This is a genomic window from Corynebacterium sp. HMSC074A01 (genome assembly GCF_001831515.1).
In the GTDB taxonomy this organism is placed as follows: domain Bacteria; phylum Actinomycetota; class Actinomycetes; order Mycobacteriales; family Mycobacteriaceae; genus Corynebacterium.
Window position 1 is genome coordinate 84,499 of sequence record NZ_KV825608.1, and the last position, 19,257, is coordinate 103,755.

The following is a 19,257-nucleotide window of genomic DNA, read 5'->3' on the forward strand; positions in this document are numbered from 1 at the left end:
GTGCACAGGTTAATCCTGGGCAGGCACCTGAAATTCCGCCATCGTGTCCCACTCGGTCTTGCCCTCGATGAGCGTGTTGATGATCGTCGGGGTCTTCTTCAGCACCTTGGGGAAGAGCTCCTGCGCGTCCTTGAAGTGCTGGGAGTTCACGTGCGCCTCCGCGGCATCGTCCTTGAATGCCTCGATGAGCAGGTACTCGTCCGGGTTATCGGTGGAGCGGTACCAGTCAAAGAACAGGCAGCCGTCTTCCGCGCGGCTCGCCTCGGTGAACTCGGCGACGACCTCACGGAAGTTCTCGACGTATTCGGGCAGGGGTGCAAAACGGACGTTAATGAGAATCATGTGCCCCACCCTAGCGCAGGAAGTACTCCACCAGGTATGCAGTGTTGCCGTCCGCACTACGCGCGATGGCCACGCCGAAGCCGGTCGGGTTCGGGTGCGGAGTCGTGCTCAGGTTCTTGCGATTGAGGAAGTCGAGGCGCTGCTGCGCGGCTGCATCGTCCAAGCGATAGATCTGGCCGGTCCCCTCTTCCGTATGGGTGACCCCGCGGCCGACGTCGCCGTTGAACTTCGCCTTGCCGTCGACAGCCTGCTGCGCCCACTCGGCGGCGATCTTCTCGGCCCGTGCGTCCTTGTGGTGCCCCTCCCGCGTCAGCTGGGCCTCGGAGTCCGCCACCAGCTGGGCGTCGACCTTGGCGCGCGAAGCCTCTTGGTCCTTGGTGCGTGGGTCGACGACGATGCGCTCTGGCACCTCGATACCAGCGCGCCCGGCCGCGTCGCGCACCTCCTTTGGCACCTCGATCGGCGGTACCGTTGGTACCTTGAAGGTGTTGGAAGATGACAAAGTGTCGAGTTGGAGCGAGACCAGCGGCGCGGGTTCACTGGAGCCTTCCTGCGCGGTGGCGACGCCGGTGCCCGCGAGCATCAGTGCGGTGGCCGCAGCGAGCACCCGGCGGCCCTGTCGAAAGTTATGTCCGTTCATTCTCATAAGTTATATTCTGTCACACTTTCCCCAAAAGTGGCAGGAGAAGCGCGGGTGGCGTTGTCACAATTCCAATTGTTGAACAATTCTGGGATAGGCTTGGACGCGAGTGAAGGCTTGAGGCGCAGGCACCGTTACAATGTTGCTTTACGCCTTTTGTTCGATCTTTTGTACATCAGAGCGCTAACTCAATATTGTCCTTGTTCCCCCACTACACACGGATGCCATGCTTGCCCAAAACGTCGCTGCTGAAATTCGCCGCGCCATCTCGCGCGGTGAGTTTTCACCCGGCCAGAAGCTCAATGAAGTAGCTCTGGCCGAGCGCTTTGGCGTTTCCCGCAATACTCTGCGCGAGGCATTCGCCATGCTCACCTCCGAGGGCCTGTGTGAGCGCATCCCCAACCGCGGTGTCTTCCTTGCCACCCCTTCGCCGGAGTTCGTCACCGACACGTACCGGGCTCGGGCAGCAATCGAGCCCGCCGCGCTCTTGTGGGGCGAGCACCTCGATGTGGATCGCTTGGTCGAGCTCAACGAAGAAGCTCGCGAGGCAATCGCGCAGGACGACGACGACCTCGTCGCAGCAATCAACCAGGCTTTCCACCACGTCGTGCTTTCCGCGATGGGCTCAAAGACACTCGGCGACACGATGGATCAGCTCGACGCCTTCCTCCGCCTCGCCACCCTACCGATCGTACAGCGCACCCCGACGTTTAATCGCCAGTTCATCTCCGTGAATGAACACCTTGTCGAGCTCCTCTTGGACGGTCGCCGCCAAGAGGCCTCCGACTACCTGCAGGCCTCCCTGGAAGAGCAGGGCCGGATCGTCAACGAGCTCATCGCCAAGATCAACGACGGCGAGCCCATCTAACTACCCCTCGAGCTCCTCACCGAGTTCTAACCACTGCATCTCCAGCTCGTCGCGCCCCTCTTTCAGCGCGCCAAGCGCTTGAGTCTTTTCCCCGATGGCCGCAAAATCGGGCGCGTCGGTGCTCGACATCGTGGCAATTTCAGCTTCGGCTGCCTCGATCTCCTCGTCGGCCTTGCCGAGCTTGCGCTCCAGCGCCTTCATCTTCTTGCGCAGCTCCCGTTCCTCTTGCGAGCTCAGGCCGGTAGGTGCCTCCTGTGGGGCTTTCTCCCCCAGGTCGAGCGGGCCTGTGTCCTCGGCAGTTGCTGCGCGACGCTCAAGGTACTGGGCGATGCCGCCAGGCAGGTTGGTCAGCTTCCCGTCGCCAAACAGCGCATAAGTGACGTCGGCAATGCGCTCGATGAGGTAGCGGTCGTGCGAAATCACCACGAGCGTGCCCGGCCACGTATCGAGCAGGTTTTCCAGCTCCTGGAGGGTGTCGATGTCGAGATCGTTCGTCGGCTCGTCGAGAAGCAGCACGTTCGGTTCGCTCATGAGCACGCGAGTCAGCTGCAGGCGACGACGCTCGCCGCCCGAGAGATCCTTCACGGGCGTGCGCTGCCGCTTCGGGCTGAAGCCGAGGCGCTCGGCCAGCTGCGAGGCGGAGACTTCCTTGTTGCCGATATGGACGTAGTTGGCCACGTCCTCGACCGCGTCGAGCACGCGGCGGGAGGGGTCCAAGTCGTCGAGCTCCTGGCGCAACCAGCCGATCCGCGTGGTCTGGCCCTCGATCCGCTTGCCCGCGGCAAGCTCGTATTCCCCGGCCAGCGCGCGCAGCAGCGTGGTCTTGCCGGAGCCGTTCACTCCAACCAGGCCGATGCGCTCGCCTGGAGCCAGTCGCCAGGTGAGGTGGTCGACTAGGGTGCGGCCGTCGGGTGCGTCGATGCGGGCGTCCTCCAGTTCGATGACGACCTTGCCCTGACGCTGCTTGGAAAAGGCCATGAGCTCGACCTTGTCGCGCGGGGCGGGTACGTCCGCGATCAGCGCCTCAGCCGCCTCGATGCGGTAGCGAGGCTTGGAAGTACGGGCCGGTGCGCCGCGGCGCAGCCACGCGAGCTCCTTGCGCGCCAAGTTCTGGCGGCGCTGCTCGATCGCATCCGCCTGACGGGCGCGTTCGGCGCGGGCGAAGGTCCAGTCGTTGTAGCCGCCCTCGTAGACGTCCACGGTGCCGTCGTGGACCTCCCAGGTCAGCGTGGCGACGGTGTCTAGGAACCAGCGGTCGTGGGTGACCACCACCACTGCTACCTTGCGCGCCAGCAGGTGCTCGGCAAGCCACTGCACGCCCTCGACGTCCAGGTGGTTCGTCGGCTCGTCCAACACCACCAGGTCCAGGTCCTGCACCAGCGCCGCGGCGATGTTCACTCGGCGCCGCTCACCGCCGGAGAGGTTTCCCACCTGGGTGTCCAGTCCGAGGTTTGCAACGCCGGTGCCTTGCAGCACCTCGCGCACCTTGGCATTCGACGCCCACTCATACGTCTGCAGACCCAGCGGCTCCACCACCGCCTGGCCCACCGTCAGCGTCTCATCCAGATCAAAGCGCTGGGTGACCACCGCCATGCGCAGGTCCGAATTGTGGGAGACACGGCCCGCGTCCGGTTCCTCCAGGCCGGTGAGCACCTCGAGCAGCGTGGTTTTGCCGCCGCCGTTGACGCCAACGATGCCGATACGGTCGTGCGATTGGACGCCGAGCGAGACGCCGTCCAGCAGCGTTTTTAAGCCCCAGGTTTTGGACACATTTTCCAGATTGATCAGGTTCACCATAGGGGCTCAAGTCTACTGTGCGCCCGGCGACGGCCCGGCGGCGGTCACCACCTCGTAGTCGGGAAAACGCTCCCGCAAGCTGGCCCTTGCTGAATTGGCGGCGTCTGCATCCGTACACAGCGCGGCGATTGTTGGGCCCGATCCGGAGATGATCGCGCGGAGCACCCCGGGTACGTCTTCCGCGGTGCCAATCACCTGCTGCAAACGAGGTTGCATCCGCAGTGCAGCCGCCTGCAGGTCGTTGTGGAGACTCTTGGCTAGGGCTTCCTGGTCGCCGCGGGTGAGCTGTTGGCTCAGCGAGTTAGTGCTCAAGTGCGGGACGAGCGCCGGGTCGTTGTGGCGCATGTCGTCCAGCAGTCCGAAGGCTTTTCCAGTGGAAATGCCGACCTTGGGGTTGATAAATACCCAGTGCGTGGCACCTCGGGTGAGCACGTCGACCAGCTCGTCGCCGCGGCCGGTGCCGAGTGCGGTGCCACCCCGCAGACAAAAGGGCACGTCGGCCCCCAGCTGAGCCCCGAGGCGGTGGAGTTGTGCGCGGTCCAGCTCCACGCCCGTGTAGGCGGCCACGTAGCGCGCCGCAGCAACCAGGGCGGCAGCGGCGTCAGCGGAGCCGCCCGCCATGCCGCCGGCGACGTAGACGTGCTTTTCCACCTCGATCCGCACAGGAGGCAGTGCCTGTGCGACCTGCCTGCACTCATCGACGACCGCGTCCACGGCGCGCCAGGCGAGGTTCGCCGGGGTGTCGATGTCCTCAGCCGGGCGCTGGACGAAGAACTCGGTGCGCATCCCGCGCACCACGCTGCCGGTGGTCACCGCCGGGCCGTCTTCGACGTGCAGGGTGACGTACTCGCGCCGGTCGACGGCCTGGAAGACAGTCACCAGTTCGTGGTAGCCGTCCGCGCGGGCCTCGCCCACTCCCAGGTGCAGGTTCACCTTGCCGGGAGCGGAGGCGCGGAAACTTTTTGGTACCTCAGGCATCGTGTTCCCCCAGGCGGAGGAAGTCGTCGACGCTCAGCTTTTCGCCGCGCAGGCCCGGGTCGATTCCGGCTGCCCGCAGAGCTTCCTCGGCGGCCTGTGGCGTGCCGTAGACCTGGGCGAGCGTGGATCTTAAGATTTTGCGGCGCTGGGAAAACGCGGCGTCGATAAGCGGGAAGACGGCCTCGCGTTGGGCGCGGCGATCACTGTCAGCAGTGACATCGATGCGCACCAAGCCCGAGGCGATGTTCGGGGCCGGCCAAAAGACGTGCTTGCCGATCGTGCCGGCGCGCGAGACCTCGCCGTAGAAGGCGGCCTTGACACTCGGTACGCCGTAGATCTTCGATCCCGGGGTGGCAGCCAGGCGGTCGGCGACCTCTTTTTGCACCATGACCAGCACGCGGCGGATGGAGGGGAACTGCTCGAGCAAGTGGAGCAATACCGGCACGGAGACGTTGTAGGGCAGGTTGGCCACTAGCGCAGTCGGTGGAGTCTCCACATCCGCGGGCGTGACAGTGAGTGCGTCGATGTTGGTGACGGTGAGCTTGGAAGCATGTGCGGGCGCGTAGGTGCGCACGGTCTGGGGCAGCCGATGAGCCAAGCGCGGATCGATCTCCAGCGCCGTGACCTGGGAGGCCACCTCAAGCAGCCCAAGGGTCAGCGAGCCCAGTCCGGGGCCGACCTCCACCACCTTATCCTCGGGCGAGAGCTCGGCCGCGGCGACGATGCGCCGGACGGTATTGGGGTCGTGCACAAAGTTCTGGCCGAGCTTCTTCGTCGGCGTGATATTGAGCTCCTCGGCGAGCGCGCGGATCTCGACGGGGCCCAGCAGCTGGGAGGAAGCCATAAGCGCTTAGCGCAGGCCGAGCTTCGCGGTGCAGGCAGGCCATGCGCCCCAGCCCTGCGCCGCCTGGGTCTTCTCCGCGATTGCGATCTGCTGCTCGCGGGTCGCCTGGTCGGCGGTCGGGGCGTAGGCGGTGCCGCCGTAGGCAGCCCAGGTACCCGGGTTGAACTGCAGGCCGCCGTGGTAGCCGTTGCCAGTGTTGATGGACCAGTCGCCGCCGGACTCGCACTGCGCGATCGAGTCCCACACGGAGCCGTTCGCCACAGCCGGGGCCGCGGCACCGGTGTTGCCTTCAGCCTTCTTTGTACCGCGGATGATCACGGCGGGCTTGGCCTCGCGTGTCTCGTGCGCGGAGGCGACGAAGGTGTCCTCCGGCTGGCCGTTGACCAGCACGGTGTGGCGGATGACCTGCTTCTCGCCCAGGACGCCCTCCTCGCGGATCTCCTCGGTGCCCTCTTCCATCTCCGGGTCGTCGATGTACTTGGCCGGGGCCTTCACGTCGACGATCTCGCGGTCCTTGACAATCTCCACGCGGTCCAGGTTGATCTGCATGTTCGGGGTAACCGGTGCGTCCAGCGGGACGTTGAGGCGATCGTTGGAATCGAAGGTAATCCCGCGCTCGGCGAGCAGGTCGCCCACCGTCTTCGCTGCCGCGGAGGTGTAGGTCACCGCGCCGCCGTCGTTAATCGCGACGATCTTCGGGGTGGTCACGTCCACGTTGAGGCCTTCAGTGACAGGCTGGTCGCGGTCGACATCCGTGGCGGCGTTGGCGGCCATCCCGGCCTCGTCCAGCAGGTCGCCCACGGTGGCGGCGGTAGACGTCAGCTCCTGCGCCACGCCATCAACGACGACAGCGACCGGCTTGGCCGTGCGCACGGTGAGCGTGTCGCCGTTGGCCAGCTTCTGGCCAGGTGCGGGGTAGACCAGGTCAGCGTCCGTGACCTCGACGCCCGCGGCCCGAAGCGCCTTATCCACATCACCGGAGAAGGTGGAGACAGTCGTTGCCTCACCGTTGACGTCGACGGTGATCTCCTTCTGTGCGGCGACAGCGGCGGTGGCGCTACCTACAATGGCCGCACCGGCGACGGTGCTGGCGACAACGCGCTTAACGGCGGGGGTGCGGGAAGAGTTGCGGGACATAAGCGAAAAAGGGTTCTTTCTGCGAGATACAACCGTGTACTAATGCGGTAACAATACGGTAACAACGCGGCGTTTACAAGATTGTGACCATTGCGCGTGTCGCATCACACACTTGTGCCCCCACAGGACTCTTCCCGCACCTCAGGCACAACTTTGGTCACAGATTAAACACGCGATCGAAGGTCGTCGAGACCTCCTCGGCAAGCGCCTCCACCGGCATGTCGCGGGCTTCTGCAACGACCTTCGCCGTGTGCCCAATCAACGCCGGCTCGTTCCTCGCGCCCCGAAACGGCTCGGGCGTCATGTACGGCGCGTCGGTCTCGATGAGCAGCTGGCCGGCCGGGGCGAGCTTCGCGGCTTCGCGGAGCTCGTCGTTGCGCTTGAACGTCACGTTGCCCGCGAAGCTCAACACGTAGCCGCGCTCAATCGCCTCCTTCGCCACCTCCACCGGCGAGGAGAAGCAGTGCAGGATCACCTCGCGCGGAGCGGGCGCGTCCGTGAGGATCCGCATCAGCTCCGCATCCCCCTCGCGGTTGTGGATCATGAGAGCTTTGCCACTTTCCACCGCCAGGTCGATGTGGAAGCGCAGCGCCTCCTCCTGCACCTCAAGCGGGGCGGTCCGCTCTGCGTCATGCTTCAGCCAGTAGGTATCAATGCCGGTCTCCCCCACCGCCACGCAGCGCGCATCTGCCGCCATCTCGCGCAGACGGGTGCGAGCGGCGTCGTCAAGCTCGTGCGCGCGGGTCGGGTGGATCGCGCAGGCGGCGAAGACTCGCTCGTTCATCTGCGCAGCAGCCAGCGCCAGCTCGGCCTCCTCCAGCCCATCGCCGACGGTGCACATCCGCTCGACGCCGGCGTCGAGCGCCCGGTTCACGATCGCATCCACTTCCGCTTGGGTGCGGGCGCCGGTGGAGGCGAGGTGCGTGTGGGCGTCGACAAGCATGGCGATGCGCTCGGCGGGAACTGGTGTGGGGCGTGGCTTCTTTTTGCTCATACAGTAGAGCCTATGGCATTTACAGATTTGGACCCGCAGACCCGCGCCCAGCTCGACCGCGACCTGGCCGAGGCTGCGGGCCGCGGCATCAACGGCGACGTCGACGCGGTGGTGCGAAGCTTCGAGGACACACTCGCCTACTACCTCGGGCTTCCCGCCGACGTGCGCCGCAGCTACCCGCGCGGCGAGACCGCCCGCATCTTCGGCACCGCGCTCGGTGCGGCGCTCGTGCGCGACCACGGCTTTGCGTGGCGCTTGCTTATCGACGACTACGGCACCGACCTCGTCGTCGCCCGCAATGTAGACGACGCCGAACCGAAATACGCCGCACCCCTCGTGATCGTGGACACCCGCTTCGAGGACGAGGAGCCCGGCAAGCTCACCACCTTTGTGCAGCAGTTCCTGGATCGCTAGAGCAAGAGGTTCTCGACGAGCCCCGCCCCCGTCACCTCGCGGGTTCCCGGGCCCAAGCGCGGGTCGAGTTCCTTGGCGCACGGCACCATGTGGCCAAACCCCTCGATGGTGACCAGGTGGACCGGGGCGGTACCCTCCCAAGTATCTAGGGTGACGCGCTCGCTCAGTTGGGTCTTGCCGTGCAGCTGCGCTCCGTTAAGATTCGCGAAATACTCAGCAGAGTCGTGCGCCGAGCGGGTCATGCCGCGGTTGTTGCCGCCGATGCCGGCCATGCCGCCTTCGTAGGGAACGAGCGGGTCTGCAGTGCCCTGTACGCACAGGATCGGGGTGGGGTGCCATGAGCCGGCAGCGGGCAGCGTGTTGTCCGCGGTGGGCATGGAGGCGCCAAAGAGTGCGGCGGCGGACAGGGTGCGCGGGGCGTCGAGAAGCAGGCGAATGAGCATCTGCCCGCCGTTGGAGAAGCCGCAACCGATGACGCGCTCGTGCGGGTAGAGCGAGAGCAACTCGGTGAGAAAACCGACATCATCGATGCCGAGCGTGCGCGCCGATTCCTGGAAGCCGCGGCGGGCGTCGTTAAAGTGCCGGCCCACGCCATCCGGGTAGATGACGGTGTGGCCGAGCGACTCGAAGGTGCGGTCCGTGAAGTTGCGGGCGACGTTGCCCGATTGGCGCGAGCCGTGCAGAAACAGGATCAGGGTGCCGGTGTCTTCGCCGGGCACCTCGATCCACGTGCGCGTGCGCCCGCCGAATTCCAGCGATTGCTGCTCGGGCATCGCGCTACTGCACGGGTGCCCACTCGGGGCCGGTCTCACCCAGCTCCGGGTCGAGCTTGGCCACCAGCGGCTTCGGCTTGGCAAGCTCGGTGCCGGCCTCGATGTCCACGCGGTCCCACACGGCCTGCTGGCCGGTGTAGTCGCCGGTAATGGTCAGGTACTTCTGCCCCTTCTCCGGCAGGCCCGCGCCGACAAGCTCGTAGTCCGCGTCGTCCGTGACCTCTTCGATGCGCGGGGTCGCAGCCCACACGCCGGTGCGGCCCAGGGTCTCGTGGACCTGCTGCGCGATGTGCGGCAAGAACGGGGTGAGCATGGCGTTGCAGTCGGAGACCACCTGCAGCGCGGTCCAAAGCACGGTGGCCAGGCGCTCGCGCTGGGTGTCATCCTTGGCAAGCTTCCACGGCTCCTGCTCGGCGATATACGCGTTCGCCTCGCCAACGACATGCATGATCTTGGTAATCGCCGCCTTGAAGTGCGCCTTGGCGAGGTCCTCGCCTGCGGTAGCGAAGGTCTGCTCCGCCAAATCCAGGATGCGGCGATCCGAGTCGGTGAGATCGCCCGGGGTGGGCACGGAGCCGAAGTTCTTGTGCGCCATCGAGACGGTGCGGTTAACCAGGTTGCCCCAGCCGTTGGCCAGCTCGTTGTTCACGCGGCGGACGAACTCGTCCCAGGTGAAGTCCGTGTCGTTGTTTTCCGGACCGGCCACCGCGATGAAGTAGCGCAGCGGGTCCGGGCCGAACTCCTTGAGGAAGTCCTTGACGTAGATCACCACGCCCTTGGATGAGGAGAACTTGGAACCGGACATGGTGAGGAACTCGGAGGAAACCACCTCGGTGGGTAGGTTCAGCTCGCCGTACGCATGAGTTTCGCCGCCCTTCGCGCCCTTGCCTGCGTAGCCGAGCAGCTCGGCGGGCCAGATCTGGGAGTGGAAGGTGATGTTGTCCTTGCCCATGAAGTAATAGCCCTCGGTGGCGGGGTCCTGCCAGAAGGTCTTCCACGCATCCGGGTCGCCGGTGTGCGCGGCCCACTCGATGGAGGCAGACAAGTAGCCCACGACCGCGTCGAACCAGACGTAGAGTTTCTTCGACGGGTTGTCCTGCCAGTCCTCCACCGGGATCGGGATACCCCAGTCGATGTCGCGCGTCATCGCGCGCGGGCGCATATCCTCCAACAGGTTCAGGGAGAACTTCAGCACGTTGGGGCGCCATTCCTTGCGGGTCTCCAGCCACTGTGCGAGCGCGTCGTGCATCGCGGGCAGGTCCAGCATGAAGTGCTCAGTCTCCACGAACTCCGGGGTCTCACCGTTGATCTTGGACACCGGGTTGATCAGGTCCGCCGGGTCGAGCTGGTTACCGCAGTCGTCGCACTGGTCGCCGCGGGCACCGTCGGCACCGCAGATCGGGCAGGTGCCCTCGATGTAGCGGTCCGGCAGGGTGCGCCCCGTCGACGGGGAGATCGCGCCCTTGGTGGTCTCCTTGAGCATGTAGCCGTTGGCGTACAGGCCCTTGAACAGTTCCTGGACCACGGCGTAGTGGTTGCGCGTGGTGGTGCGGGTGAACAGGTCGTAGGACAGACCGAGGCCCGCCAGGTCCTCGACGATCTGCGCGTTGTAGCGGTCCGCGAGCTCTTTGACACTCACGCCCTCCTTGTCCGCCTGCACCAGAAGCGGGGTGCCGTGCTCGTCGGTACCCGAGACCATGAGTACGTTCTTGCCACACATTCGCTGGTAGCGGGCAAATACGTCGGAGGGGACGCCGAAGCCAGCAACGTGACCGATGTGGCGCGGGCCGTTCGCGTAAGGCCAGGCAACGCAGACAAGAACGTTCTCAGATGCAGTCATGGTAATTAAGCATAATCAACCCTCAGCCTGGGTCGAATCCGGGCATAGAAAATCCCCAACGCCTTCTTCACGAGGACGCTGGGGAGATTCACAATCGGGGCAGAAGCTAGTGTCACTTTCCGCCAAAGGCGCGCTTGACTTGCTGCTTTTTCTGCTCCAGCTCGAGCTGGTCGCGGTGCATGCGACGCTCGATGGCCAGCTGGCGTGCGAAGCGCTCCTGTTCCTTCTGGTCCAGGTAGATCGTGTCGTTAGACAGATCCTTCACGATCGCGAACATCAGCAGGATGAGGATGAGCAAGAACGGGGTCGCGGCGACAATGGTCACCGACTGCAGCGAGTTCAGCGCATCCTCGCCGCCCGAGATCAGCAGGGTCAGGCCGACACCGGCGGTGGCCACGCCCCACATCGCAGCGATCCACGGGTTCGCATCCGACTTACCGTTCTGCGACATCGACGCCATCACCGTGGAGGCGGAGTCCGCCGAGGTGATGAAGAAGGTAGCCAGCAGGATCAGAGCGAACACACCCATGATCACGCCACCAGGCAGGTTGTGCAGCAGGTTGAACAGCTGCTCTTCCGAGGTGCCCTCGCCCAGGATGGAGTTGCCCTGCTGCTCCATCTTGATCGCGGTGCCACCGAAGATGGCAAACCACACAGTGGACAGACCAGCCGGAACGAGCATGACGCCGAGGCAGAACTCGCGGATGGTGCGGCCGCGCGAGATACGCGCCAAGAAGGTGCCCACGAACGGCGACCAGGAGATCCACCATGCCCAGTAGAAGATGGTCCAACCGGACAGGAACTCGCCTGCCTCGCCGTCAGCGCTCTCAGCGGTGCGGGCAGCCATCTCGAAGAAGTTCTGCAGGTAGGTACCCACGGCCGTGGGCAGCATGTTGAGCTGTGCCACGGTCGGGCCGAAGACGAAGACGAAGATGGCCAGCACCGCAGCCACAACCATGTTTGTGTTGGACAGCCACTGGATGCCCTTGGACACGCCAGACATCGCCGACAGCAAGAACGCCAGCAGCAGAACCGCGACGATACCGATGATCAGATTGTCAGAGGGGTTGTCCACAAAGCCGGAGGCTTCCAGGCCAGCGCTAATCTGCAGCGCGCCCAGGCCCAAGGAGCAGGCGGTACCGAAGATGGTGGCAAAAATGGCGAAGCCGTCAATGACCTTGCCAAGCGGGCCGTCTGCGGCCTTCTGGCCGATGAGCGGGATAAAGGCGCTCGACAGCAGCTGCTTGCGTCCGAGACGGAACGTGGAGTACGCGATCGCCAGGCCAATCACGGCGTAGACCGCCCACGGGTGCAGCGTCCAGTGGAACATGGTCTGCGCCATACCGGTGCCCACCTCGCGCGGCTGGTGACCCGGCACGCCGTCGAGGTACATCGCCAGTGGCTCGGAGGCACCGTAAAACATCAGGCCGATGCCCATACCAGCGGCAAACATCATGGCGATCCAGGAGCTTGTCTTAAACTCCGGACGCTCGTCGCTCGTACCCAGCCGGATCGTGCCGAACTTGGAGCAGGCGATCACGATGACGAAGAGGACAAACACAGTCCCGCCGAGCACGAACGCCCAGCCCAAGTTGTCAATCACCCAGCCGAACGCCACGTCGGCAAAGTTGGAGAAGTTTTCCGGAGCAAGCAGGCCCCAGGCCACCATGGCAACAACCAGCACGGCGACCGGAACAATAATGCCCCAGTCCACCCGGGCATCTGCTGCGTCGGCCTTGCGCTCGATCTGCTCCTCTGGGTCGAGGTAGTTGCCGCGCTTGCCCGCGTTGTCAGCGTCCAGCAGCGAGGCAAGCTCACCAGCTGCTGAGGGCTTGGGGGCTGTGGAATCGTTTTCAATCTGCGGATCTTCGCTCCGCGGCTCTGCGTCTGGATCGTGCGGATCCAGACCAGTCTCACGCTGAGACATTGATCACTCCTTGAATTTTAGCGTTAAAATCGTATGACTTTTGCAGGGTAACGTAAACGAAGTCCAAGTTCGAACTGGGTACAAACAGGCTGTGTCCCGCTAGGGTGTCACGCCACCTATTTCTTCGCTGCAAGCACCTCGTCATACAGCTCGCCAGTTTTTACCCCGTACGCCTTGGCGACGGCCTTGCACGCATCCTTCATCCGCTCGCCGCCCTCCACCCGCGCGAGCACCTCCCCAACCAGGTCAGCAGGCTCTTCCACGGCGGCGCTGCCCCCTTCAATCACCACAGTGACCTCGCCGCGCACGCCCTCTTCTGCCCACTGGGCGAGCTCCGCGAGCGTGCCGCGCTTGACCTCTTCAAAGGTCTTGGTCAGCTCGCGGCAGACGGCGGCGCGACGATCCGCGCCCAGAATCTCCGCGGCGCGCGCCAGGGTGTCGGCGGTACGGTGCGGCGAGTCGAAGAAGCAGATGGCGCGCTCTTGCCCCACCAGCGAGCGCAGCCAGGTCTCTTTGGCGCCTGGTTTGCGGGGCGCGAAGCCGTCGAAAAGAAAATGCCCTACGTTGAGGCCAGACAGCGCAAGCGCCGTCGTCACCGCGCTCGGGCCGGGCAGGCAGGTGACCGGGATGCCCGCGTCGTGCGCCGCGGCGACCAGGTTCAGGCCTGGGTCGGACACGATCGGCATGCCAGCATCCGTGACCACCAGTACCACCCCGGAGCGCGCCGCGCGCAGCAGCGAGTCGGTGCGCGCGGCTTCGTTGTGGTCGAAGTTGGAGACGAACTTGCCGCGCGGGTTCACACCGAGTGCTGTGGCCAGCGCCCGGGTCCGCCGCGTATCTTCCGCGGCGATCACCTCGGCGCGCTCGAGCATCTCGCGCAGGCGCTGGCTGGCATCACCGATGTTGCCCAGCGGGGTTGCGGCGAGCACCACGCCCGAAGTGGGGAGCGCGTCCTGGGGCAGATCTGTCGAGGCAACCATAAACCTCAAGCATACGCACGACACAGTAAGATCCTTGTCCGTGAGTACCCAAGTGTCCCCCGCTGCCCCAGCCCCTGCCGCGAAGCGTTGGCGGCCGAAGCGCCCCGAACCCGCCGCGCCGAACACGGTGCCGTGGGCCCGGCGCGACACGATCGCCGCGAGCGTGATCGGGGTCTTGGCGCTCTTTACCCGCTTCCTCGGCCTGACGCAGCCCACCTCGGAGGGCACGCCGGTCTTTGATGAGAAGCACTACGTGCCGCAGGCCTGGGACATGGTGCGCGATTACATCAACCCGGTCCTCGGCGGTATTGAGTCCAACCCCGGCTACGGCCTGGTCGTGCACCCGCCGCTGGGCAAGCAGCTGCTGGCGTGGGGCGAGCAGTTCTTCGGCTACACGCCGCTGGGGTGGCGCCTGTTCACGGCACTCTTCGGCGCGGCGACCATCGTGTTCGTCTTCCTCATTGCGCGCAGGCTCAGCCAGTCCACCACCATCGGTATCTTCGCGGGCACCATTGCGCTTTTCGACGGGGTGCTGCTGGTCGCCGCCAAATTCGGCATGCTCGACATGTTCCAGGTCTTCTTCGTCGTGGCCGCGGCCTGGACGCTGGCCGGCGACATGCAGCAGGTGCATAGGCGCTGGCACGACGCCTACCTCACGGGCAAATTGGATGAGGCGGGCCCGCTCGGTCCGCGCCTGGGTTTTCGCTGGTGGCGCTTCGCCACGGGCGTGCTGCTCGGCCTCGCGCTTGGGGTGAAGTGGTCGGGCCTGTACTACATCGCCTTCTACGGCCTGCTTTCTGCCTTCTGGGATCTGTGGCTGCGCAAGCGCTACGGCGTGGAGAAGCCGCTGGCGGGTGCCCTGCTGCGTGATGTGCCTTCTGCGCTCGCATCGATCGTGCTGGTTCCGGCACTGCTGTACATCTGGTCCTGGCGCGCCTGGTTCGCCTCCGAGACCTCGGTGTACCGCCACTCGGTCGCAGACGGCACCGTGGCGAACTCTGAGTGGCCGTGGCTTACCTCGCTGCCGTCGCCAGCCGCGGAATGGCTCTACTACCACTTCTCGGTCCTCGAGTTCCACGGCTCCCTGACCTCCTCATCCGGGCACTCCCACCCGTGGGACTCCAAGCCCTGGGCCTGGCTGGTGGCCTCGCGGCCGATCCTCTACTACTCCAACACCGACTTGAACTGTGGTAATGGCAACACGTGCCGGGAGATGATCTACCTCTTCGGCACGCCCGCGATCTGGTGGCTGACCATCCCGGTCCTGCTGTGGGCCGCGTGGGTGTGGATCACCCGCCGCGACTACCGCGTCATCCTGCCGCTCGTGGCGTTCATGGCCGGTTTCCTGCCCTGGCTGGCTGCCTTTGACCGCCAGATGTACTTCTTCTACGCCACCGCCCTGGTGCCGTTTACCGCAGTGCTGCTCGGACTTGCGCTTGGCAACATCGCGAAGAAGGGCGCACCCACCGGCAATGCGTTCGTGCGTCGAGTAGCGGGGGCTGACTTGCGCACCGGCCAGCTGGCGGTGCTTGCCTACCTGGCGCTGGTGGTGGCCAACTTCCTCTACTTCTCGCCCATCTTCTACGGCTACATGATCCCGGAGGGCTACTTCCAGTCGCTGATGTGGCTGCCCAGCTGGAAGTAGCGCGCTAGCTCGGGTTGGCGTCGAGCAGGTGCCAGGCGCGGCGGATCTCGATCCCGCGGTCCGCCACCCAGGTCCACACCAGCCCCAGCAGCGTAAACAGGGGGATGAACACGATGCTGGGCACGAACTCGCCAATCGAGAGCACCCAGTCGCGCACCGCGAAGCCCGCGGTAAAGGTGAACATCGTGCCCACGATGAGCAGCACGCCGGGGATCTGCCGCGGCCGCCACGCGCTCACCCCGAGCGCGAGCGCCACGCCGAAGCGCACCGCCGCAGTCGAGGTCATCAGCCCATCCGACGCATCGGTGCCCAGCAGTGGTTGCACCGCCCACCAGGCCCACACGAGCGCGGCAATGACGAGGATAATTCGCCCAATCGCCAGGGTGACCAGGCGACGCTGCGCCAACTTGCGCCACTTCTCGTCCACCCCGGCCAGGATCACCTCGGACAGGTCTCCCGGCGGGGCCATCCCGCCATCGACCTCGGCGAATCGCACCTTTTCCGACAGCGCGAGCGAGCGCTCCCAGAAAGCGGTGCACTCGGCGCAGGAGGCCAGGTGGGCGTCGATAAGCGAGTCCTCTAGGCCCGGTGCCTCGCCGTCGATGCGCGCCGAGAGCGCGGCCTGGACTTGTTCGTGGCTAATCACGGGTCAACACCCCATCCAAGCTCGCGCGGCCAGTACCAAAAACGACGAGCGAGAACAGCGCCGCGGCGAGCACCAAGGTGTACTCCACGCCCCCATCGGCGACGAAGAAACCGTTGCCCAGGTGCACAAAGTAGGTGGCGGCGACAGTGAGCAACAGCAGCAGCGAGGCCGCGATCGTGGTGAGCAGGCCGATGACCAGGAAAGTACCGCCGATGAGCTCCACGGTGCCCGCGACGTAGGCGCTTAAGACGGGCTGCGGCACCCCAAAGCGGGCGAATTCCTGGGCGGTTGCGCTCATGCCGGAGGCGAACCAATGCTGGTAGCCGTGGGCGATGAACACTGCCCCAACGACCAGGCGCATCAGCAGGAGGGCGAAGTCTCGAACGGCGGGCCTGTTCATGCCAATTACCCTACCGATGGAACCGAAGCGCCATAAATTGAGTCAAATATATATGAACAATTTCTACGAAGAACCCAAGTCCCTGCCCATTACCTGCGACGACGGCCTGGTGCGCCCGCCCTGGGCCGCCACCGACCCGCTGCTGCGCACCTACTATGACACCGAGTGGGGCATGCCGCTTTACGACGAAGCGTCGCTCTACGAGCGCCTCTGCCTCGAAGGATTCCAAGTCGGGCTGTCCTGGCGCCTCATCCTGTCCAAGCGCGAGGCCTTCCGCGAAGCCTTCTTCGGGTTCGATCCGGACAAGGTCGCCGCGATGGAATCGGTCGATCACCTGATGGACAACGCCGCACTCATCCGCAACCGGCAGAAACTCAGCGCCGCCGTCACGAATGCGAAGGCAACCATTGCGCTTCGCGACGAAGGCACGCACCTCGGCGAACTCATCTGGTCCTACAAACCCGAAACGACTCCGCGGCCGCGCACGGCGGAAGAAGTACCCAGCTTTTCACCCGAGTCGAAGGCGCTAGCGCGGGATCTGAAGAAGCGCGGTTTTACCTTCGTCGGCCCGGTGACCATGTTCGCGCTGATGGAGTCCGTCGGCATCGTGGACACCAACCTCGTCGGCACTTGGCGACGCGGCGCGTCCGGTGTGTGGAGCGACTAGCAGTCGCCCATGTCCTCGAAGGCCTCCTCGACCGAGGCGTGCTCCTCGCGGGACTCCTCCCACACCTCCTTGGCTGCCGAGAGGTTGATCGCGGCGATGATCGCGCCGACCACGATGTCGAACCAAGCAGTCGGCCACACGAAGGTGAGCAGTCCCGCCACGATGATGAGCACGTTGGCCAGCGCGTCGTTGCGCGCCGCGAGCCACGCTCCCTTCGCCAGCGACGATCCCTGGTCACGCAGCTTGAGCAGGATGACCGCGCAGATGAGGTTGACCACCAGCGCGCCAAAGGCCACGCCGGTCAACCCCTCCGGCGAGGGTGGGACCGGGTTGAGGATCTTGGTCACCACCATGACGATCGCCGCGACCGCCGGAATGAGGATCAGCCCCGCGAGCACACTGCCCGCCACCCGGCGGCGGTGCGCCGGCCACGCCACCGCGAAGAAGACGAGCAGGTTAATCGCCGTGTCCTCGAGGAAGTCGGCGGAATCCGCCGCAAGCGACGCCGACCCAATCGCCAGCGCTGCGATGAACTCCACGAAGAAGTACGCCAAATTCAGCAGCGCAACGATAAGGACTGCGCGGCGAAGCTTCTCAGTGGTCACGGGTTCCTCCTGTCAGGGGCCGGTAATAGCGCTGCAAGGATACGCCGACGTATCTCTTTGCGGCAAACAGCGGGAGCCTGCGGGGCTACGTAGTAATCGTCGTTGGAACCTTGGCTTCGCTTCTTTCCCATCGTCATGCGTAACTGTTGCCTAACTGTTGCTTAACGGCCTGCCTACTCCCTTATTCCCCAAATGGAGCTAGCTCCATTTAGACGCGAGCCCCCCACAAAACGCCAGGTCGCGCAAAACCGGACACCCTAGATGGAGCTAGCTCCATTTGGACCAGCGCCACCGCCAAAACCCCAGGTCGCGCGAAACCGGAACCCCTAAACGGAGCTAGCTCCTTTTAGACCCGACCGTCAGTTCCCCCACCACCGCCTGCACGAACACGAAGAAACCTCCAGGCCGTGCGACCTGGAGGTTTCATCCAGTGGAGCTAAGGGGAATCGAACCCCTGACCTTCGCATTGCGAACGCGACGCTCTACCAACTGAGCTATAGCCCCGTGCTGGGAAGCAACGTTACTCCTCCGTCACCAGCTGGTGAAATCCGCTGGTGAGGGAGCCGCAACGCACCCGCAGGCTAGCTCGCGCGCGGCGTGTAGTTGCGTGGCTCGCCGTAGTACTCGTCGCGTTCTTGCTCGCGTCGGTAAACCGGGAGCGCCTCGAAGTCAGGGTGCTCTTCGTCCATGTCCAGGATGACGGAGCCGACGCGGCGGCGCTCGCCAGGCGCGGCCTGCGGGCGCTGGGCGAGGTCCACGCCCATGCGTGCGCGGCGCAGCTGGCGTACGCGTCGCTGGTGGAGGGCACGCTCCTTGCGCACCGCACCGCGGGCGGCAATGAAGAACCACGCATTGAGCCCGACTGCGATCGCAGGCAGGATCCAAGTCCACCCACCCGCGACGAAGGCGATGACGAAGGTGGCCACGAAGAAGATGATCAGGCCAAGGAAGGTGCGCTGACGGCGACGGAAACGCTCCGCGCGCGCGGCACGCTCGCGCTCCGGGTCGTAGCCACCGCGGCCGCGGCGCGTCTTGGCGAAGGCAATGTCGCTGTCGTCCGGCTCGAGCGAGTCCGCACCTACCGGTGCCGGCTCGGGCGTATCCTCCTGCGCGCGCTCGACCTTTGGTGCGTCCTCGTCGACGTAGCCGAAGTCGGCCGGGGACTCGTAGGCCTCGCGAAGCTCGTAGTGCTGATCGTCAGCGTCCTCAGAGTCTTCAGCGTCCTCGGAGTCCTCAGAGTCCTTCATGTCTGCAGCATCCCCCGTGGACTCACCATCCAGCTCCACGCGGGTCGAGCCACCCTCTGCCGTCTCGTCCTGAGTCTCAGCGTCTTCAGCCGCCTCCTCAACCGGCTCGGCGTCGATCACCATGGGGGTTTCCTCGGACGGTTCGACATCTTTGCGGAAGATGGTGCGCAGGGGTGGCGCGTCGTCGATAAGCACCTGCTCATCCTCGGCCTCGACGAGCTCGACGTCCTCATCGGCCTCGGCGTGCTGGTGCACATCGGCGGCGGTGAGCTTCGGGCGACGGCGCGACACCATGGGTTCGGTGCCGCCCTCGTGCAGCACGCGCGTCTCCTCGTAGCCTTCGCCGGAACGGCGGATCTTTTTCACGCTGCCCGAGAGCATCGGGGCAAGCACGATGATCCACACGACGAGGATGAGGACGATGATCAAGCTCAGGCTGCCCATGGGCGAAGCCACCTTTCAACGCGACAGACGACGGCGATGGAGATAAGAAACTGCACTAACGCTAACCGC

The 19,257-nt window shown here is 65.0% G+C and carries 19 protein-coding genes and 1 tRNA gene; 4 read left to right on the forward strand and 16 right to left on the reverse strand.

Features of this window, described 5'->3' with window-relative positions; genetic code table 11:
- Positions 1-9: 9 nt before the first annotated feature.
- Positions 10-342 (reverse strand): putative quinol monooxygenase, encoded by a 333-nt coding sequence (locus HMPREF2550_RS03455; RefSeq protein WP_070789785.1) that lies wholly within the window; start codon positions 340-342, stop codon positions 10-12.
- A gap of 10 nt (positions 343-352) precedes the next feature.
- Positions 353-982, reverse strand: coding sequence for a hypothetical protein (locus HMPREF2550_RS03460; protein ID WP_141760510.1), 630 nt, complete (start codon positions 980-982; stop codon positions 353-355).
- Positions 983-1,208: 226 nt separating this feature from the next.
- Here HMPREF2550_RS03460 and HMPREF2550_RS03465 point away from each other — a divergent pair, with 226 nt between their 5' ends.
- Positions 1,209-1,850 (forward strand): GntR family transcriptional regulator, encoded by a 642-nt coding sequence (locus tag HMPREF2550_RS03465; protein WP_070764738.1) that lies wholly within the window; start codon positions 1,209-1,211, stop codon positions 1,848-1,850.
- Here HMPREF2550_RS03465 and HMPREF2550_RS03470 read toward each other — a convergent pair whose 3' ends face one another.
- The 5 genes from HMPREF2550_RS03470 to HMPREF2550_RS03490 all read right to left on the reverse strand — a co-directional run bounded on the left by HMPREF2550_RS03470 (position 1,851) and on the right by HMPREF2550_RS03490 (position 7,600).
- Positions 1,851-3,647 carry an ABC-F family ATP-binding cassette domain-containing protein gene (locus HMPREF2550_RS03470; protein WP_070789726.1) on the reverse strand — a complete coding sequence of 599 codons (1,797 nt, stop codon included), beginning with the start codon at positions 3,645-3,647 and terminating at the stop codon, positions 1,851-1,853.
- A gap of 12 nt (positions 3,648-3,659) precedes the next feature.
- A complete protein-coding gene (locus HMPREF2550_RS03475) occupies positions 3,660-4,625 on the reverse strand; it encodes a 4-(cytidine 5'-diphospho)-2-C-methyl-D-erythritol kinase (protein ID WP_070789728.1) in 966 nt (321 codons plus the stop codon).
- A complete protein-coding gene (gene rsmA, locus HMPREF2550_RS12020; protein ID WP_070789729.1) occupies positions 4,618-5,469 on the reverse strand; it encodes a 16S rRNA (adenine(1518)-N(6)/adenine(1519)-N(6))-dimethyltransferase RsmA in 852 nt (283 codons plus the stop codon). The genes HMPREF2550_RS03475 and rsmA overlap by 8 nt, the downstream gene beginning before the upstream one ends.
- Before the next feature lie 6 nt (positions 5,470-5,475).
- On the reverse strand, positions 5,476-6,606 hold the full coding sequence (locus HMPREF2550_RS12025) for a resuscitation-promoting factor (protein ID WP_070789732.1): 1,131 nt from the start codon (positions 6,604-6,606) through the stop codon (positions 5,476-5,478).
- A 157-nt stretch (positions 6,607-6,763) separates the two neighbouring features.
- The gene (locus HMPREF2550_RS03490; protein ID WP_070789734.1) at positions 6,764-7,600 is read right to left on the reverse strand and encodes a TatD family hydrolase; all 837 of its coding nucleotides are present in this window, start codon (positions 7,598-7,600) and stop codon (positions 6,764-6,766) included.
- 12 nt (positions 7,601-7,612) lie between these two features.
- On the opposite strand from HMPREF2550_RS03490, the gene HMPREF2550_RS03495 reads away from it, so the two are divergent.
- Positions 7,613-8,014: a DUF3806 domain-containing protein gene (locus HMPREF2550_RS03495; protein WP_070764744.1), complete on the forward strand. Its 402-nt coding sequence runs from the start codon at positions 7,613-7,615 to the stop codon at positions 8,012-8,014.
- On the opposite strand, the gene HMPREF2550_RS03500 is transcribed toward HMPREF2550_RS03495, so the two are convergent.
- The 4 genes from HMPREF2550_RS03500 to rsmI form a co-directional block, all read right to left on the reverse strand.
- Positions 8,011-8,787, reverse strand: a complete 777-nt coding sequence (locus HMPREF2550_RS03500) for a CE1 family esterase (protein ID WP_070789735.1) — start codon at positions 8,785-8,787, stop codon at positions 8,011-8,013. The two genes, HMPREF2550_RS03495 and HMPREF2550_RS03500, sit on opposite strands and share 4 nt — an antisense overlap.
- Before the next feature lie 4 nt (positions 8,788-8,791).
- Positions 8,792-10,627: a methionine--tRNA ligase gene (gene metG / locus HMPREF2550_RS03505; RefSeq protein ID WP_070789737.1), complete on the reverse strand. Its 1,836-nt coding sequence runs from the start codon at positions 10,625-10,627 to the stop codon at positions 8,792-8,794.
- Between the two features lie 112 nt (positions 10,628-10,739).
- The gene (locus tag HMPREF2550_RS03510; protein WP_070789739.1) at positions 10,740-12,554 is read right to left on the reverse strand and encodes a BCCT family transporter; all 1,815 of its coding nucleotides are present in this window, start codon (positions 12,552-12,554) and stop codon (positions 10,740-10,742) included.
- Positions 12,555-12,670: 116 nt separating this feature from the next.
- The gene (gene rsmI / locus HMPREF2550_RS03515) at positions 12,671-13,534 is read right to left on the reverse strand and encodes a 16S rRNA (cytidine(1402)-2'-O)-methyltransferase (protein ID WP_070789741.1); all 864 of its coding nucleotides are present in this window, start codon (positions 13,532-13,534) and stop codon (positions 12,671-12,673) included.
- A 40-nt stretch (positions 13,535-13,574) separates the two neighbouring features.
- Between rsmI and HMPREF2550_RS03520 the strand changes: the two genes are divergently transcribed.
- Positions 13,575-15,179: a dolichyl-phosphate-mannose--protein mannosyltransferase gene (locus HMPREF2550_RS03520; RefSeq protein WP_371441167.1), complete on the forward strand. Its 1,605-nt coding sequence runs from the start codon at positions 13,575-13,577 to the stop codon at positions 15,177-15,179.
- Positions 15,180-15,183: 4 nt separating this feature from the next.
- On the opposite strand, the gene HMPREF2550_RS03525 is transcribed toward HMPREF2550_RS03520, so the two are convergent.
- Both HMPREF2550_RS03525 and HMPREF2550_RS03530 read right to left on the reverse strand, forming a co-directional pair.
- A complete protein-coding gene (locus HMPREF2550_RS03525) occupies positions 15,184-15,825 on the reverse strand; it encodes a zf-HC2 domain-containing protein (protein ID WP_070789745.1) in 642 nt (213 codons plus the stop codon).
- Complete coding sequence (locus HMPREF2550_RS03530) at positions 15,818-16,225, reverse strand: DoxX family protein (protein ID WP_070789746.1); 408 nt, start codon at positions 16,223-16,225, stop codon at positions 15,818-15,820. The genes HMPREF2550_RS03525 and HMPREF2550_RS03530 overlap by 8 nt, the downstream gene beginning before the upstream one ends.
- A gap of 52 nt (positions 16,226-16,277) precedes the next feature.
- On the opposite strand from HMPREF2550_RS03530, the gene HMPREF2550_RS03535 reads away from it, so the two are divergent.
- The gene (locus tag HMPREF2550_RS03535) at positions 16,278-16,892 is read left to right on the forward strand and encodes a DNA-3-methyladenine glycosylase I (protein ID WP_070789747.1); all 615 of its coding nucleotides are present in this window, start codon (positions 16,278-16,280) and stop codon (positions 16,890-16,892) included.
- Here the strand turns inward: HMPREF2550_RS03535 and HMPREF2550_RS03540 are convergent.
- From HMPREF2550_RS03540 to glpR, 3 genes are all read right to left on the reverse strand, one after another.
- Entirely contained in the window at positions 16,889-17,497 is a 609-nt protein-coding gene (locus HMPREF2550_RS03540) for a cation efflux transmembrane domain-containing protein (RefSeq protein WP_070789749.1), read from the reverse strand. The genes HMPREF2550_RS03535 and HMPREF2550_RS03540 overlap by 4 nt on opposite strands.
- A gap of 431 nt (positions 17,498-17,928) precedes the next feature.
- A tRNA-Ala gene (locus tag HMPREF2550_RS03545) sits at positions 17,929-18,001 on the reverse strand.
- Between the two features lie 77 nt (positions 18,002-18,078).
- Entirely contained in the window at positions 18,079-19,188 is a 1,110-nt protein-coding gene (glpR, locus tag HMPREF2550_RS03550; RefSeq protein ID WP_070789751.1) for a divisome protein SepX/GlpR, read from the reverse strand.
- Positions 19,189-19,257 lie beyond the last annotated feature (69 nt).